Source organism: Streptomyces sp. NPDC055254, from assembly GCF_053606025.1.
On sequence record NZ_JBSGQV010000053.1, the window covers coordinates 1 to 13313 of the forward strand.

The 13313-nt window shown below is 72.6% G+C and carries 12 protein-coding genes; 7 read left to right on the plus strand and 5 right to left on the minus strand.

Features of this window, described 5'->3' with window-relative positions; genetic code table 11:
* Positions 1 to 59 precede the first annotated feature (59 nt).
* From ACWFQ8_RS31030 to ACWFQ8_RS31040, 3 genes are all read right to left on the minus strand, one after another.
* Positions 60 to 740 (minus strand): hypothetical protein, encoded by a 681-nt coding sequence (locus ACWFQ8_RS31030; RefSeq protein WP_453789617.1) that lies wholly within the window; start codon positions 738 to 740, stop codon positions 60 to 62.
* A gap of 307 nt (positions 741 to 1047) precedes the next feature.
* Positions 1048 to 1818, minus strand: coding sequence for a bestrophin-like domain (locus ACWFQ8_RS31035; protein WP_453789618.1), 771 nt, complete (start codon positions 1816 to 1818; stop codon positions 1048 to 1050).
* Between the two features lie 49 nt (positions 1819 to 1867).
* Complete coding sequence (locus ACWFQ8_RS31040) at positions 1868 to 2020, minus strand: hypothetical protein (RefSeq protein WP_453789619.1); 153 nt, start codon at positions 2018 to 2020, stop codon at positions 1868 to 1870.
* An 871-nt stretch (positions 2021 to 2891) separates the two neighbouring features.
* Between ACWFQ8_RS31040 and ACWFQ8_RS31045 the strand changes: the two genes are divergently transcribed.
* The gene (locus ACWFQ8_RS31045; protein ID WP_453789643.1) at positions 2892 to 3722 is read left to right on the plus strand and encodes an SAM-dependent methyltransferase; all 831 of its coding nucleotides are present in this window, start codon (positions 2892 to 2894) and stop codon (positions 3720 to 3722) included.
* Positions 3723 to 3760: 38 nt separating this feature from the next.
* On the plus strand, positions 3761 to 5965 hold the full coding sequence (locus ACWFQ8_RS31050) for a putative bifunctional diguanylate cyclase/phosphodiesterase (protein ID WP_453789620.1): 2205 nt from the start codon (positions 3761 to 3763) through the stop codon (positions 5963 to 5965).
* A gap of 253 nt (positions 5966 to 6218) precedes the next feature.
* Here ACWFQ8_RS31050 and ACWFQ8_RS31055 read toward each other — a convergent pair whose 3' ends face one another.
* On the minus strand, positions 6219 to 7298 hold the full coding sequence (locus ACWFQ8_RS31055; RefSeq protein WP_453789621.1) for an FAD-dependent oxidoreductase: 1080 nt from the start codon (positions 7296 to 7298) through the stop codon (positions 6219 to 6221).
* Between the two features lie 105 nt (positions 7299 to 7403).
* Here ACWFQ8_RS31055 and ACWFQ8_RS31060 point away from each other — a divergent pair, with 105 nt between their 5' ends.
* The gene (locus tag ACWFQ8_RS31060) at positions 7404 to 8048 is read left to right on the plus strand and encodes a TetR/AcrR family transcriptional regulator (RefSeq protein WP_453789622.1); all 645 of its coding nucleotides are present in this window, start codon (positions 7404 to 7406) and stop codon (positions 8046 to 8048) included.
* A gap of 49 nt (positions 8049 to 8097) precedes the next feature.
* On the opposite strand, the gene ACWFQ8_RS31065 is transcribed toward ACWFQ8_RS31060, so the two are convergent.
* Positions 8098 to 8976 carry a LysR family transcriptional regulator gene (locus tag ACWFQ8_RS31065; RefSeq protein WP_453789623.1) on the minus strand — a complete coding sequence of 293 codons (879 nt, stop codon included), beginning with the start codon at positions 8974 to 8976 and terminating at the stop codon, positions 8098 to 8100.
* Between the two features lie 94 nt (positions 8977 to 9070).
* Between ACWFQ8_RS31065 and ACWFQ8_RS31070 the strand changes: the two genes are divergently transcribed.
* From ACWFQ8_RS31070 to ACWFQ8_RS31085, 4 genes are all read left to right on the plus strand, one after another.
* Positions 9071 to 9775, plus strand: coding sequence for a succinate dehydrogenase (locus ACWFQ8_RS31070; RefSeq protein ID WP_453789624.1), 705 nt, complete (start codon positions 9071 to 9073; stop codon positions 9773 to 9775).
* 2 nt (positions 9776 to 9777) lie between these two features.
* Positions 9778 to 11721: a fumarate reductase/succinate dehydrogenase flavoprotein subunit gene (locus ACWFQ8_RS31075; protein ID WP_453789625.1), complete on the plus strand. Its 1944-nt coding sequence runs from the start codon at positions 9778 to 9780 to the stop codon at positions 11719 to 11721.
* Complete coding sequence (locus ACWFQ8_RS31080) at positions 11718 to 12464, plus strand: succinate dehydrogenase/fumarate reductase iron-sulfur subunit (RefSeq protein ID WP_453789626.1); 747 nt, start codon at positions 11718 to 11720, stop codon at positions 12462 to 12464. The genes ACWFQ8_RS31075 and ACWFQ8_RS31080 overlap by 4 nt, the downstream gene beginning before the upstream one ends.
* A gap of 162 nt (positions 12465 to 12626) precedes the next feature.
* Positions 12627 to 13274, plus strand: a complete 648-nt coding sequence (locus ACWFQ8_RS31085) for a hypothetical protein (protein WP_453789627.1) — start codon at positions 12627 to 12629, stop codon at positions 13272 to 13274.
* Positions 13275 to 13313: the final 39 nt, after the last annotated feature.

The window sequence follows — 13313 nt, forward strand, 5'->3', positions numbered from 1 at the left end:
CCCCGAGTCCTGGCCAGGACTCGGGGCGACCGGCGGTGCACGAGGAGCCGGCGGAGCGTTCAGTGGCCGCGACCCGCTCCCCGCCGGCGCAGGGCGTACGCCGCGCCGCCCGCCGCGGCGAGGAAGAGGCCGGTACCCGCGCCGAGCTCCACCGGGTCCAGGCCCGCGATGCTGCCGCCGAGTCCGCCGCGCACGCCGCGCGCGGTGGTGGCGGCGCCGTCCGTGGCGACGCTCGACGTCCGGGCGGGAGCGACGGGGGTCACGGGAGCTACGGGAGTTACGGGGGCCACGGGAGCTACGGGAGTTACGGGGGCCACGGGGGCTACGGGAGCGCGGGTGTTCGCGCCGATGGTGGAGCTCGTGGTGGGACGCGTCGTGCCGCCGGCGATCGTCAGGTCGGCCGATCCGGTCTCCCCGTTGCAGGTGAAGGAGACGGAGTACAGGGCCCCGCGCCGGGCGTCGCGGTCCACCGTGACGCGCGCGGTCTGCCCGCGCGCGATGCTCACGGTGTCGAACACGCCCGAGGAGGCGGTGGCGTAGGCGGCGGCGCAGCCGGACACGGAAAGCACCAGCTGGCCGCCGGGGACGACCGTCGAGGGGGTCAGGCCGAAGCCGAACGAGGTGACGGGCGCGGCTTCGGCCGCGGTCGCGGCGGGCGCTCCCAAGGCGCCCAGGGCGAGTACGGCGCCCGCGGCGCCGGTGCTGAGCAGGGCTGTGGCGGAGGTACGTATCGCACCCATGATTGATCTCCGGATCCCCGAGGAGCAGTCGCGGAACGGTTTCCGCACGTGGGGGGTCGTGCGCCTCGATGTCCGCCACGCTAGGCGCGGGTACGGCCACCCGCGATCAGGAACGGGCGAATGGGGCATACGGTTGGGCCGAACCGGGGGCAGGAGGCCCGCCCCCGGTTTGCGGGCCAGAGCGTCGCTCCCGGTTTGCGGGCCGCCGCGCCGGCGCCGTTCGGGCCACCGCGTCGGGGCCGTTCGGGACCCGCGCGGCGTTGCCCCGGCCCGCCCCGGCGGCGCTTGCGCCGGGCGCCCGCGGTCGTCAGCCCCCGAGGTCCAGATGAGGGAACTGAGCGAGGAACGGTCCGGCGGTGGCCGAGATCCCCCGCCCGAACGGCGCGTCGAAGTCCCAGATCAAGAACAGCAGGAACGCGATGAGGGCGCTGAACAGCCCCGCGAGCAGCATCTCCCGAAACGACTTGCGGATCTGCAGGGTGAAGATCAGGCCCACCGTCACGAGGGCCCCGGCGATCAACCCGAACCACACGACCCCCGGCATGGTGGCTCCGGCCCCCTCGCCGCGCGCACTGCGGGCGTCGTCGACCACGGCGGCCTGGTCGACCAGCGGCTGGTACGCCTGCCCCTCGTGGTCGGTCCGCGGCTCGTAGTCGGTGACGTCCCGGCGGATCCGGTCCAGGAGCTCGCCGCCCCGCTCGGTCAGCTCGCCCCGCTCCGCCATCACCTTCCATTCGGTGTCCACCACGTACGTCACGTACGCGTCGACGTCAGCCCGGATCCTGCCGCGCACCTCGGCCGGGTAGACCTCGGAGCGGACGCTGATCTCGTGCAGGGCCTGCGCCTCCTGGCGCACGTACTCCTGGGCGGCCCCGCGGCCTTCCCAGACACCCGCGATCGCCAGGCCCAGCACGATCGCGTAGATCACCCCGATCATCATCGTCATGTACTCGATGACGTCCGGGGTTTCGTTCGGATCGTCGTCCTCGCCGATCCTGCGGTGGTTGAAGAAGGCGATGGACAGCACCACGGCACAGGCCGCGGCCATCGCGAGGGACAGGACGAGCCATTCCGACAAGATGACTCCCAATCGATTACGGGTAGGGCGTGAGAGCGGTGCGCGATGGCTACCGGGGGCGCAGCGCGACGATCGCGAGCACCGCCGGAGCGGCGGTCATCAAGGTGAAGGTCACCGGGGAGATGTGGTGCTCGACCGGCTTCCGTGAGGCCGCGCGGTACACCGGGCGCGCCACCGGCTTCGGTACGGGCGTGGGGGTCACCTCCGGCGGCGGTGGCGGTGCAGGGGCCGGCGGTGGTGGGGCGGGCGCCCGGAACACGGGGGGCGGCGGGGGCGCGGGCTTCGGCGGCGGTTCGGAGACGGGCACCGGTTTCGGCAGCGGTCTGGGCGGGGGCGGGGGCGGGGGCGGGGGCGTCGGGCTCGGCGTGACCACGGGTGGTGTGGGGGTGGGCTTCGGGGCGGGCGGCGGCGGCGTCGGCTCGGGCGGTGGGGTGGGCTTCGGGGTCGGCTCGGGCGGGCACGGAGGGGGAGGGGGCGGCGGGCAGTGGGGCCGGCCGTGGTGGTGCCCGCCGGGTCGGCCGCCTCCGTGGTGGTGCCCGCTTCCGTGTCGGTCGCCGTGATGTCCGCCACCCGGGCCGCCGCCGCGACCGCCGCCGACGGCCACCGCGACCACTGCGGCCGTGGCCGCGCCGTCGCCGGACTCGGTCGTCGCGTAGGCGCCGCTATCAGCCACGGCCGGCGTGACGGCCAGGGCCGCCCACAGCAGGACCGGGACCGCCAGCAGGCGCCGGGTACAGGCTCTGTTCACCCGGGGAGCATGGGCCCGCGCGCGCCCGCGCGCGTGGGGGTCGGCCTCGGTTCCCCTGAACGGGTGGTGCGGCGACCGTAGAGGTTTGAGCCAGTCGCGGACCGCCCGGATGTCGGGAACGGTCGCCCACCGGGCAATTCTCAAAAGGGATTTGTCGGTAACGACCAATCTCCCCGCGGGGGGCGCCGAGGGGCTTAGGTATGTGACGAAGAACGGATCGCCAATTTCCGCTTTTGCTCGCCCTGTTGGTCAATGATCAGTACATTCGGCTCGGACAGGAGTCCGACCGCACGGACCGCCGCAGGAACAAGGCTTGGAGAACCCGATGGAGCGCCCCGCCTGGGCCCCGCCAGGTATCGACATATCGGTGCCGAGCGTGTCCCGCATCTACGATTACTACCTGGGCGGCTCGCACAATTTCGAGGTCGACCGCCAGGCGGCCCGCCGGGCCATGGAATTCATGCCGGGCCTGCCCAAGATCATGCAGGCCAACCGCGCATTCATGCGCCGCGCCGTCCGGCACGCCGTCGCCGAGGGCGTCACGCAGTTCCTCGACATCGGCTCCGGCATCCCCACCTTCGGCAATGTCCACGAGGTCGCCCAGGCCGCCAGCCCCGAGACGCGCGTGGTCTACGTCGACCACGACCCGGTGGCCGTGGCGCACAGCCAGGCCGTCCTCGCCGGCGACGACCGGTCCGGCGTGGTCGCCGCCGACCTCCGCAAGCCGCGGGACATCCTGTCCGACCCCGAGGTCACCCGGCTGCTCGACCTCGACCGCCCGGTGGCCCTGCTGCTGGTTGCCGTCCTGCACTTCCTGGAGGACGCGGACGACCCGTACGGCGCCGTCGCCGGGCTCCGCGACGCGCTGGCCCCCGGAAGTCTGCTGATCCTCACCCACGCCTCGTTCGAGGGGATCCCGCTCACCGAAGAGGTCGCGGGCGGCGCCGTCGGGGTCTACCGGGACATCCGCAACCCGCTCGTGATGCGCAGTCGGGAAGAGATCGGCCGCTTCTTCGAAGGGTTCGAGATGCTCCGGCCCGGGCTGGTGTCCATGCCCGACTGGCGGCCGGACGCCCCCGAGCGCGCGGAGGACGGCGAGGCGCAGGAGGACCCGTACGCCTTCTCGGGCTTCGCCGGCGTGGGACGCAAGGCGTGAGACTCCCGGCCCAGACGGCGGAAGCCCAGGGAATCGCCGTGCCCGCCGCAGCCCCGGCGCCGACCGCCGTTCCGGCGCGGGCGTCCGCCGCCGCGCCCGCGGGGGCTCCGCCGGGCTGCGCCGACGACCGGATCGGCCGCTTCGCGACGATCTGGGGACGGGCGATCTTCCCCGTCACCGCGACCTCGCTGACCCGCCCCGAGTTCGAGCGGCACCTCGTGCCGCTCACCCGGACCCTCGCCGAGGCGCTGCACGCCCGGCCCTTCGACGCCTCCGTCGCGCAGCGCGTGGGCGCGGAGCTCGTCGCCGTGCACTGCACCGACCCCGAGGCCCTGGCCGGCACCCTCGGCGTGGTCGAGTCGTACCTGGTGCTCTACTGCGGCTCGGGCGCGGAGAGCACCGAGGAGTACCGGGCGCGCTGCGCCCGGCTGCAGCACGGCATCGCGGCGGGGTACGCCCGCGCCCTGCGCGAGCGCACCCTCAGGGAGCAGGAGGCCATCGCCCAGTCCGCGCTGACCGCCCGCATCGACGCCCAGCAGGCGCTGCACGCGAGCGAGGAGCGCTTCCGGGCGGTCTTCGAGGGCGCGGCCGTCGGCATCGGCATCGCCGATCTGGACGGGAACATCCTGGAGGTCAACGACGCGCTGCTGCAGATGTTCGGCGGCCTGGAGGGCCACGTCCGGGACCGCAAGGTCAGCGAGTGGGGGCACCCCGACGACACCCCGCACGTCTGGCGGATGTACGGGGAACTGGTGCGGGGCGAGCGCGAGCACTTCCGGGTGGAGAAGCCGTACTACCGGCACGACGGGACCGTGCTGTGGACCAACCTGACGGTGTCGCTGCTGCGCGACCCCGACGGGGCACCGCAGTACCAGCTCGCCCTGATGGAGGACACCACCGAACGCCGGCTGCTCAACCTGCGCCTGCGGTACGAGGCGACCCATGACGCGCTGACCGGTCTGCCCAACCGGACGCTGTTCTTCGAACGGCTGGAGAAGGCCCTGAGCGGGGCCGGCGGCAGCCGTTTCGGCCTGTGCTACCTGGACCTCGACGGCTTCAAGGCGGTCAACGACAGCCTGGGCCACTCGGCCGGCGACCGGCTGCTGGTCGAGGTCGCCGACCGGCTGCAGAGCTGCGCGACCGGTCCCGGAGAAGTAGTGGCGCGGCTCGGCGGCGACGAGTTCGTCGCGCTGACCACCGGCTCCGACACCGAGCAGGAGGTGACCGACCTCGCGGTCCGCATCCTCTCGGCGCTGTCCACGCCGATCCGGCTGGAGGGGCGGGAACTGACCGTCCGCGGCAGCATCGGCATCGTCGAGGGCAAGGCGGGGGAGCGCACCCCGGCCGAGGTCCTGCGCAGTGCCGACATCACGATGTACCGGGCCAAGGCGGCCGGCGGCAACCGCTTCGAGTTCGCCGACGCCGAGGCCGACGCCCGCGCCATCACCCGGCACGGCCTGACCCATGCCCTGCCCGCCGCGCTGGAACGCGGGGAGTTCTTCATCGAGTACCAGCCGCTCGTGCACATGCACGACGGCAGCCTGCACGGTGCCGAGGCGCTGGTGCGCTGGTCGCACCCCCAGTACGGGGTGCTCGGCCCGGACCGCTTCATCCCCCTCGCCGAACGGACCGGCCTGATCGTGCCGCTCGGTCGCTGGGTGCTGGAGGAATCCGTCCGCCAGGCCCGCAAGTGGCAGCGCCAGCACACCGGCTCCACCCTGCGGATCAACGTGAACCTCTCGCCGACCCAGCTGCACCACCCCGGCCTGGTCGCCGACACGGTGGCGGTGCTGGAGAAGTCGGGGCTGGCTCCGGGCGCCCTGTGCCTGGAGGTCACCGAATCCGCGCTGATCGGGGCCGACGACGAACTCCTGGAGCCGCTGCGCCGTCTCGCCGCACTCGGCGTGGACATCGCGCTCGACGACTTCGGCACCGGGTACTCGAACCTGGCCAACCTGCGCCGCCTCCCCGTCAGCGTCCTGAAACTCGACCGCTCGTTCACGCAGGGCATGCAGCAGAACCCGGCCAATCCGGTCGACGTCAAGATCGTGGAGGGCATCGTCGCACTGGCCCACAGCCTCGAACTCGCCGTCACCGTCGAGGGCGTGGAGACCGGCGCCCAGGCCGCGCAACTGCGCGCCCTGGGCTGCGACACCGCGCAGGGCTGGTACTACGCACGCCCCGGCGCCCCCGACCGGATCCACACGCTGCTGCTCAGGGACGCCGTCCCCACTCCCTCCTGACCGGCCCCCACCCCGCCCGCCCCCGCGCAGGCACCCCCTGCGGGGCCCGGAGCCGGCCCATCCGGTCGGGGAGGGATCTCCAGCCGGGGCAGGCCCCGGCCGGGGACCTGCCCCGGGCGGGCCGCAGCCCGCTCCGGCCCCTTCCGCCGGATGGGTCAGCCCGGGCTCGGCACCCCAGAAGGGGTGCGTCGGCCCAGGCCCGGCTCGCCGGGTGGGTAGGTCAGGCCAGCGCCTGCTCCCTTGCGTCGGTAGGTCAGCCCAGGCCGGCCTCCGTTCCGACGCCCGGCTCGCGGACCGCCGCCATCACCCGTTCCATCCGCTGCGCGGTGTCCATGAGCAGCTCCGCCGCCACCGGTAGGCGCTGCGCCCCGTACGCGTCGAGTAGGTCCTCCCCGGCCGACCCGGTGAGCGCGGCGGCCAGGGTCCGCCCCAGGGCAACCGCGTCCTGGATCCCCGTGTTCATGCCGAGCCCGCCGGCTATGGGGTGGACGTGTGCCGCGTCCCCGGCGAGGAAGGCCCGGCCCTCCCGCAGGCGGGTGGCCATGCGGACGTTGGCCCGCCAGGACGACAGCCAGGTGGCCTCCGCCAGCCGGATCCCGGGTATGCGGGCGTGCCGGTCGAAGAGCCTTTGGAAGCTCTCCAGTGAGGGCGGCAGCGGCTCACCCCGCTCGTCCGGCTCGCGCGAGGCCTGGAACTGGAAGGTCTCCGTCCCCGGTATCGGGCACAGCAGCACACCGCCGCCGTCCGAGGTGAACCACTGGTGCCAGAACTCCCGGCTCAGCCCCGGCGCCGAAACGTCCCCCAACACCATGACCTCCTCCTCTGCCGTGGTCCCCTCGAAGGGGATCCCGAGGAGCCCGCGGGTCGTGCCGCGGCCACCGTCGCACCCGGCGAGGTAGTGGCAGCGGACGGTCCGGCCGTCCGCGAGCCGCGCACTCACTCCCACCGCGTCCTGGCCGATCCCGGCGAGGGCGGCCGCATGCTCCACCCGGACACCAAGCTCCGCCAGTCGCTCGCGCAGCACCTGCTCGACCTGCCATTGGCCGATGACCAGTGCGTCGCCGACGGCGGTGTCCCGGACGGGGACGCCGTCGAAATACTTGCGGAGGGTGATCCCCGCGCGGCCGACGGCCGTCATGCGAGCCGCGACCCCCAGCGGCCCGAAGGCCTCGACGCTGTCCGGGGTGAGGCCTTTGCCGCGGGATTCGCGGTGCGGCCCCGGCCGCTGGTCGATGACGCGTACGGCGATGCCGCGGCGGGCCAGGTCGCAGGCCAGGGTGAGCCCGGTGGGGCCGGAGCCCACGATCAGTACGTCGGTCGGTTCGCGGTTCATCGGAGGTCCCCTCGTCGTCGTCGTTCCAAGGAAAGCGCCTCTTCCAGAAAAAAGCAACCCAGTTAAAAAAGTAACCCGGTCATGAATCTGTGCTACGCTCTGGGCATGGACAACACGACGGGTCTGCGCGAGAACAAGAAGCTCCGTACACGCCGCCAGCTCGCGGCCACGGCGCTGGAACTCTTCCTGGAGCGAGGCTTCGACGCCGTGTCGGTGGCCGATGTCGCCGCGGCGGCGGAAGTCTCCAAACCCACGCTGTTCCGGTACTTCCCGAGCAAGGAGGACCTGGTGCTGGACCGCTTCGCCGACCATCAGGACGAAGTCGCCCGTATCGTGCGCGACCGGCCGGCCGGGCAGAGTCCCGTGCGAGCGGTGCACGCGCACTTCCTGCTGGCCCTCGCCGAGCGCGATCCGGTCACCGGGCTCTGCGACCACCCGGACGTCCTGGCGTTCGAGCGGCTGATCTTCTCCACCGCGAGCCTGGAGTCCCGGCTCGCCCACTACACGGCCCGCGAGGCGGAGCTGTTGGTCGCCGTGTTCGAGACGGAGTCCGTGCCGCCCCTCGCGGCCCGGCTGGCCGCCCTGCACCTGGTGACGGTGCGCCAAGAGCTCGGGCGGGAGAACTGGCGCCGGATCGACAGCGGCCGCAGCGCGGACGAGCTGTACCCGGACGCGGTGGCCGATGCCGATCAGGCGTTCGGGATGCTCGCCGATGGACTCGACCGGGGGTTGCCCATACCCGGCGCCTGACAGTGGGGCGCCCGCTCGGAGCGGGCCCGCGACCGACCGCGCGGATGACTCAGCCCACGAGCATGCGCTTGAGCTCGCGCGCCGCCCGCGGCGGAGCCACGTCCGTGCGGTGGGCCAGGGCGATGGTCCGGCGCAGAGGGGACCCTTCCAGCGGGGTCGCGCGCAGGCCAGGCCCGGCGTGGGACACCACCATGGCCGGCACCACCGCGATGCCGAGACCCGCCCGGACGAAGCCGAGCACCGCGTCCATCTCGCCGCCCTCCACGGTGAACACCGGCTCGAAACCTTCCGCGCGGCACGCCGTCACGGTCAGTTCCCGCAGGTCGTAGCCGTGCCGGAACATCACCATCGGCTCCTCCCGCAGCTCGCGAATGGTCAGCGCCGCACCCCCACCGGGCGCGGGCCGGTCCGCTGCGGAGACCACCACCAGGTCCTCCGTCAGCAGCTCCACCGTGGTCAGCGCCGGAGCCGAGGGAGGCAGCGGCAGAGCGATCAGCGCGAGGTCCAGTGCCCCGCGCGCCAGTTCCCGTACGAGGTCCAGCGAACCGCTCTCCTCGATCAGCAGCTCGATCCCGGGGTGCGCGGTGTGGAAGGCGCGCAGCACCTCCGGCAGCAGTCCGGTGCACACGCTCGGCGTCGCGCCGAGCCGGACCCGTCCGCGCCGCAGCTGGGCCAGCTCCTGCACCTCCAGCCGCGCGGTGTCCGCGTCCGCCAGGATCCGCCGGGCCAGCGGAAGCAGGGCCTCGCCCGCGTCGGTGAGCGTGATGTTGCCCCGGGCCCGGCTGAACAGCTCCGCCCCCAGCTCCCGTTCCAGCGCCTTGATCTGCTGGGACAGCGATGGCTGTGCCACGTGCACGCGCTCGGCCGCCCGGGTGAAGTGCCGGGTCTCGGCGACGGCGACGAAGTAGAGGAGCTGCTGGAACTGCATCGCTCCAGCGTAGCTCGCTCGATAGATCGATCCTATGGAGATGAGCTCCATCATGTCTTGGACCTTTCGGGGTCCCTGTCCCTACCGTCGAGGCATGGCTCTGGCAACGCGGACGCGACGACGGCCGTCCACCACGCGCACGATCTGGGACTCATCCGTCGGCAAGAAGTCCGTGATGGCCGTGTCCGGTCTGGTGATGCTCGGTTACCTGGTCGTGCACATGCTCGGCAACCTCAAGATCTTCTTCGGGGCGGACGAGTTCAACGGCTACGCCCAATGGCTGCGCACCCTCGGCGCGCCCTTCCTGCACCACGAGTGGGCCCTGTGGATCGTGCGGGTGGTGCTGGTGGCGGCGGTCGTCGCCCACGCCGTGTCCGCGTACCAGCTCAGCCGCCGCGACATCAGGGCCCGTCCGGTGAAGTACGCGCACAGGCGGCGGCGCGCGAGCTACGCCACCCGCACCATGCGCTGGGGCGGCATCATCCTCGCCCTGTTCATCGTCTGGCACCTGCTCGACCTCACGACGCTCACCGTCAACGAGCGCGCCTTGGCCGGACACCCGTACGAGAACGTCCTGGCCACGTTCTCCACCTGGTACGGGAACACGGTCTACATCGTGGCGATGGCCGCCCTCGGCCTGCACGTGCGGCACGGCTTCTGGAGCGCCGCCCAGACCCTCGGCGCGGGCAGCGCCCGGCGCGACCGGACCTTCACGTTCCTGGCCAACGGCCTGGCCCTCGTCCTCTTCGCCGGCTTCGTGTCCGTTCCCGTAGCCGTCATGACCGGAGTGGTGAACTGACCATGAGTGAGCGCATCCGCTACACCACCGGCGAGCCCCTCGTCGACACCAAGGCCCCCGCCGGCCCGATCGCGGACCGCTGGGACCGCCGCCGCTTCGAAGCGAAGCTCGTCAATCCGGCCAACCGGCGCAAGCACTCCGTCATCGTCGTCGGCACCGGGCTCGCCGGCGGATCCGCCGGCGCGACCCTCGCCGAACAGGGCTACCACGTCATCCAGTTCTGCTTCTCCGACTCCCCGCGCCGGGCCCACTCCATCGCCGCCCAGGGCGGCATCAACGCCGCCAAGAACTACCGAAACGACGGCGACTCGGTGCACCGCCTCTTCTACGACACCGTCAAGGGCGGGGACTTCCGGGCCCGCGAGTCCAACGTCCACCGCCTGGCCCAGATCTCCGTGGAGATCATCGACCAGTGCGTGGCCCAGGGCGTCCCCTTCGCCCGCGAGTACGGCGGCCTCCTCGACACCCGCTCCTTCGGCGGCGTCCAGGTCTCCCGCACCTTCTACGCCCGCGGCCAGACCGGCCAGCAGCTCCTCCTCGGCGCCTACCAGGCACTCTCCCGACAGATCGCCGCCGGGAACGTCGAGATGCACGCCCGCACCGAGATGCTGGACCTGATCGTCGTCGACGGAGTGGCCCGAGGCATCGTCGCCCGCGACCTGGTCACCGGTGAGATCTCCACGCACTACGCCGACGCCGTGGTGCTGGCCAGTGGCGGCTACGGCAACGTCTTCTACCTCTCCACGAACGCCATGAACTCCAACGCGACCGCCGTCTGGCGGGCGCACCGGCGCGGCGCGTACTTCGCCAACCCCTGCTTCACCCAGATCCACCCCACCTGCATCCCGCGCACCGGCGACCACCAGTCCAAGCTCACGCTGATGAGCGAGTCACTGCGCAACGACGGCCGTATCTGGGTGCCCAAGGCCAAGGGCGACACCCGCCCCGCCGCCGACATACCGGAGTCGGAGCGCGACTACTACCTGGAGCGGATCTACCCGTCCTTCGGCAATCTCGTGCCCCGCGACATCGCCTCCCGAGCCGCCAAGAACGTCTGCGACGAGGGTCGCGGCGTGGGACCGGGCGGCCAGGGCGTCTACCTCGACTTCGCCGACGCCATCCGCCGCATGGGCCGGGACAAGGTCGCCGAGAAGTACGGCAACCTCTTCGACATGTACGAGCGGATCACCGCGGAGAACCCTTACGAGCTCCCCATGCGGATCTACCCGGCCGTGCACTACACGATGGGCGGACTGTGGGTCGACTACGACCTCCAGACCACCGTTCCCGGCCTCTTCGCCGTCGGCGAGGCCAACTTCTCCGACCACGGCGCGAACCGGCTCGGCGCCTCGGCGCTCATGCAGGGCCTGGCCGACGGGTACTTCGTGCTCCCCTCCACCATCAACGACTACCTGGCCCGCCACCCCCACCGCCACCCGGTCGACGACACCCACCCCCAGGCCGCGGCCGCCCTGCACGAGACCCGCGAGCGGCTCGCCGGGCTCCTCGGGGTCGACGGCGACCGCACCCCCGACTCCTTCCACCGGGAGATCGGCGAGCTCATGTGGGAGTACTGCGGGATGGCGCGCACCGCGCAGGGTCTGCGCAAGGCGCTCGACCGGATACCGGAGATCCGGGAGGAGTTCTGGCGCAGGATCAAGGTCCCCGGCACCGGCGAGGAGTTCAACCAGTCGCTGGAGAAGGCCAACCGTGTCGTCGACTACCTGGAGCTCGCCGAGCTCATGTGCCTCGACGCCCTGCACCGCGCGGAATCCTGCGGCGGCCATTTCCGCGAGGAGTCCCAGACCCCGGACGGCGAGGCCGAGCGGCGCGACGAGGAGTTCTCCTACGTCGCCGCCTGGGAGCACGCCGGCGCCGTACCCGTCCTGCACAAGGAAGACCTCGTCTTCGAGTACGTCCACCCCACCCAGCGGAGCTACGCATGAAGCTCACCCTGCGCGTCTGGCGCCAGCGGAACCAGGATGCCCCCGGAGCCATGGCCTCCTACGAGGTCGACGGCATCTCCCGGGACATGTCGTTCCTGGAGATGCTCGACACCCTCAACGAGGACCTCATCCTGCGCGGCGAGGACCCCGTAGCCTTCGACCACGACTGCCGGGAGGGAATCTGCGGCGCGTGCAGCCTCGTCATCAACGGCGACGCGCACGGACCGGAGCGGACCACCACGTGCCAGCTCCACATGCGGTCGTTCGCCGACGGCGACACCATCGACGTGGAGCCCTGGCGGGCCGCCGCCTTCCCGGTGGTCAAGGACCTCGTCGTCGACCGGGGCGCCTTCGACCGGATCATCCAGGCCGGCGGCTACATCACCGCCCCCACCGGCGCCGCCCCCGAAGCGCACGCCACCGCCGTGCCCAAGGCCGACGCCGACTACGCCTTCGAGCACGCCGAATGCATAGGCTGCGGGGCCTGCGTGGCGGCATGCCCCAACGGTTCCGCGATGCTCTTCACCTCCGCCAAGGTCAACCATCTCAACGTGCTGCCCCAGGGGTCGCCCGAGCGGGAGACCCGGGTGCTGGACATGGTGGCCCGGATGGACGAGGAGGGTTTCGGCGGCTGCACCCTGACCGGCGAGTGCGCCACGGCCTGCCCGAAGGGCATCCCGCTGCCGTCGATCTCCGCGATGAACAAGGAGTGGCTGCGGGCGGTCCGTAAGGGCCCCCGCTGACGAAGGACCCGCGCCGCCGGCGCAGCCCGGGCGGGGCGGGGCCGGCGCGGTCCCGGTCGGCGAGGGGCACCCGAGGGCCGTCCTGCGCCGATCGGCTGACCGGGGCGGCCCGCACCGCGCCGCGCCCGGACAGGGCCCGGGCCATGGGCGACAGTGGGCCCCATGCCAGAAGCCCCCACCGGGACCGGACCGCGCCGCCGCACCGTACTGGCCGCCGCCCTCGCCCCCCTGGCCGCGGCCGGCTGCGGCACGGACGAACCACCGCGCCCGGCCCCCGGCCCACCAGCCGGACCCAAGGACGCCCTGATCATGGTGATCAGGCACGCGGAGAAGCCGTACCCCGGCGCCACGGGTGAGGACGACGAGGGCAACGAGGGTCCCGGATTCCTCGCCGGCCGGGGCCGCCGCCGGGCCGAGGAGCTCCCGCGCCTCTTCCCCCCGGCCGCCGGCACCTCCCTGCCGCGCCCCGGGACGGTCTTCGCGGCCGGCGGCCGGCCCGGAACCCCCGCACGGTGCCGTCAGACCGTGGCACCGCTGGCGAAAGCGCTGCGCCTCCCCGTCCGCGCCGAGTTCGCCGTAGGAGCCGAAGCGGCCCTCGTGCACGCGGCGCTGGCGGCCCCGGCACCCGTACTCGTCTGCTGGGAGCACACCGGCGTGCCCCGCCTGATCCGCGCCCTCGGCGCGCAGGACGTCCTCGGCGTCCCGGCGACCTGGCCCGACCGGTACGACCTCGTGTGGATGTTCACCCGCCGCCAGGGCGCCTGGAGCTTCCGCGAACTGGGCCAGCACCTGCTGCCCGGCGACGTCTGAGCCGCCTCGCCGCCCCGGTCACCCTTCGTCTCGCGATCG

Bases quoted from the DNA above. Each gene is read 5' to 3' on its own strand.
- ACWFQ8_RS31085 (WP_453789627.1), top strand. From the start codon at position 12,627: ATGCCAGAAGCCCCCACCGGGACCGGACCGCGCCGCCGCACCGTACTG.
- ACWFQ8_RS31080 (WP_453789626.1), top strand. From the start codon at position 11,718: ATGAAGCTCACCCTGCGCGTCTGGCGCCAGCGGAACCAGGATGCCCCC.
- ACWFQ8_RS31075 (WP_453789625.1), top strand. From the start codon at position 9,778: ATGAGTGAGCGCATCCGCTACACCACCGGCGAGCCCCTCGTCGACACC.
- ACWFQ8_RS31060 (WP_453789622.1), top strand. From the start codon at position 7,404: ATGGACAACACGACGGGTCTGCGCGAGAACAAGAAGCTCCGTACACGC.
- ACWFQ8_RS31065 (WP_453789623.1), bottom strand. From the start codon at position 8,976: ATGCAGTTCCAGCAGCTCCTCTACTTCGTCGCCGTCGCCGAGACCCGG.
- ACWFQ8_RS31045 (WP_453789643.1), top strand. From the start codon at position 2,892: ATGGAGCGCCCCGCCTGGGCCCCGCCAGGTATCGACATATCGGTGCCG.
- ACWFQ8_RS31030 (WP_453789617.1), bottom strand. From the start codon at position 740: ATGGGTGCGATACGTACCTCCGCCACAGCCCTGCTCAGCACCGGCGCC.
- ACWFQ8_RS31055 (WP_453789621.1), bottom strand. From the start codon at position 7,298: ATGAACCGCGAACCGACCGACGTACTGATCGTGGGCTCCGGCCCCACC.
- ACWFQ8_RS31070 (WP_453789624.1), top strand. From the start codon at position 9,071: ATGGCTCTGGCAACGCGGACGCGACGACGGCCGTCCACCACGCGCACG.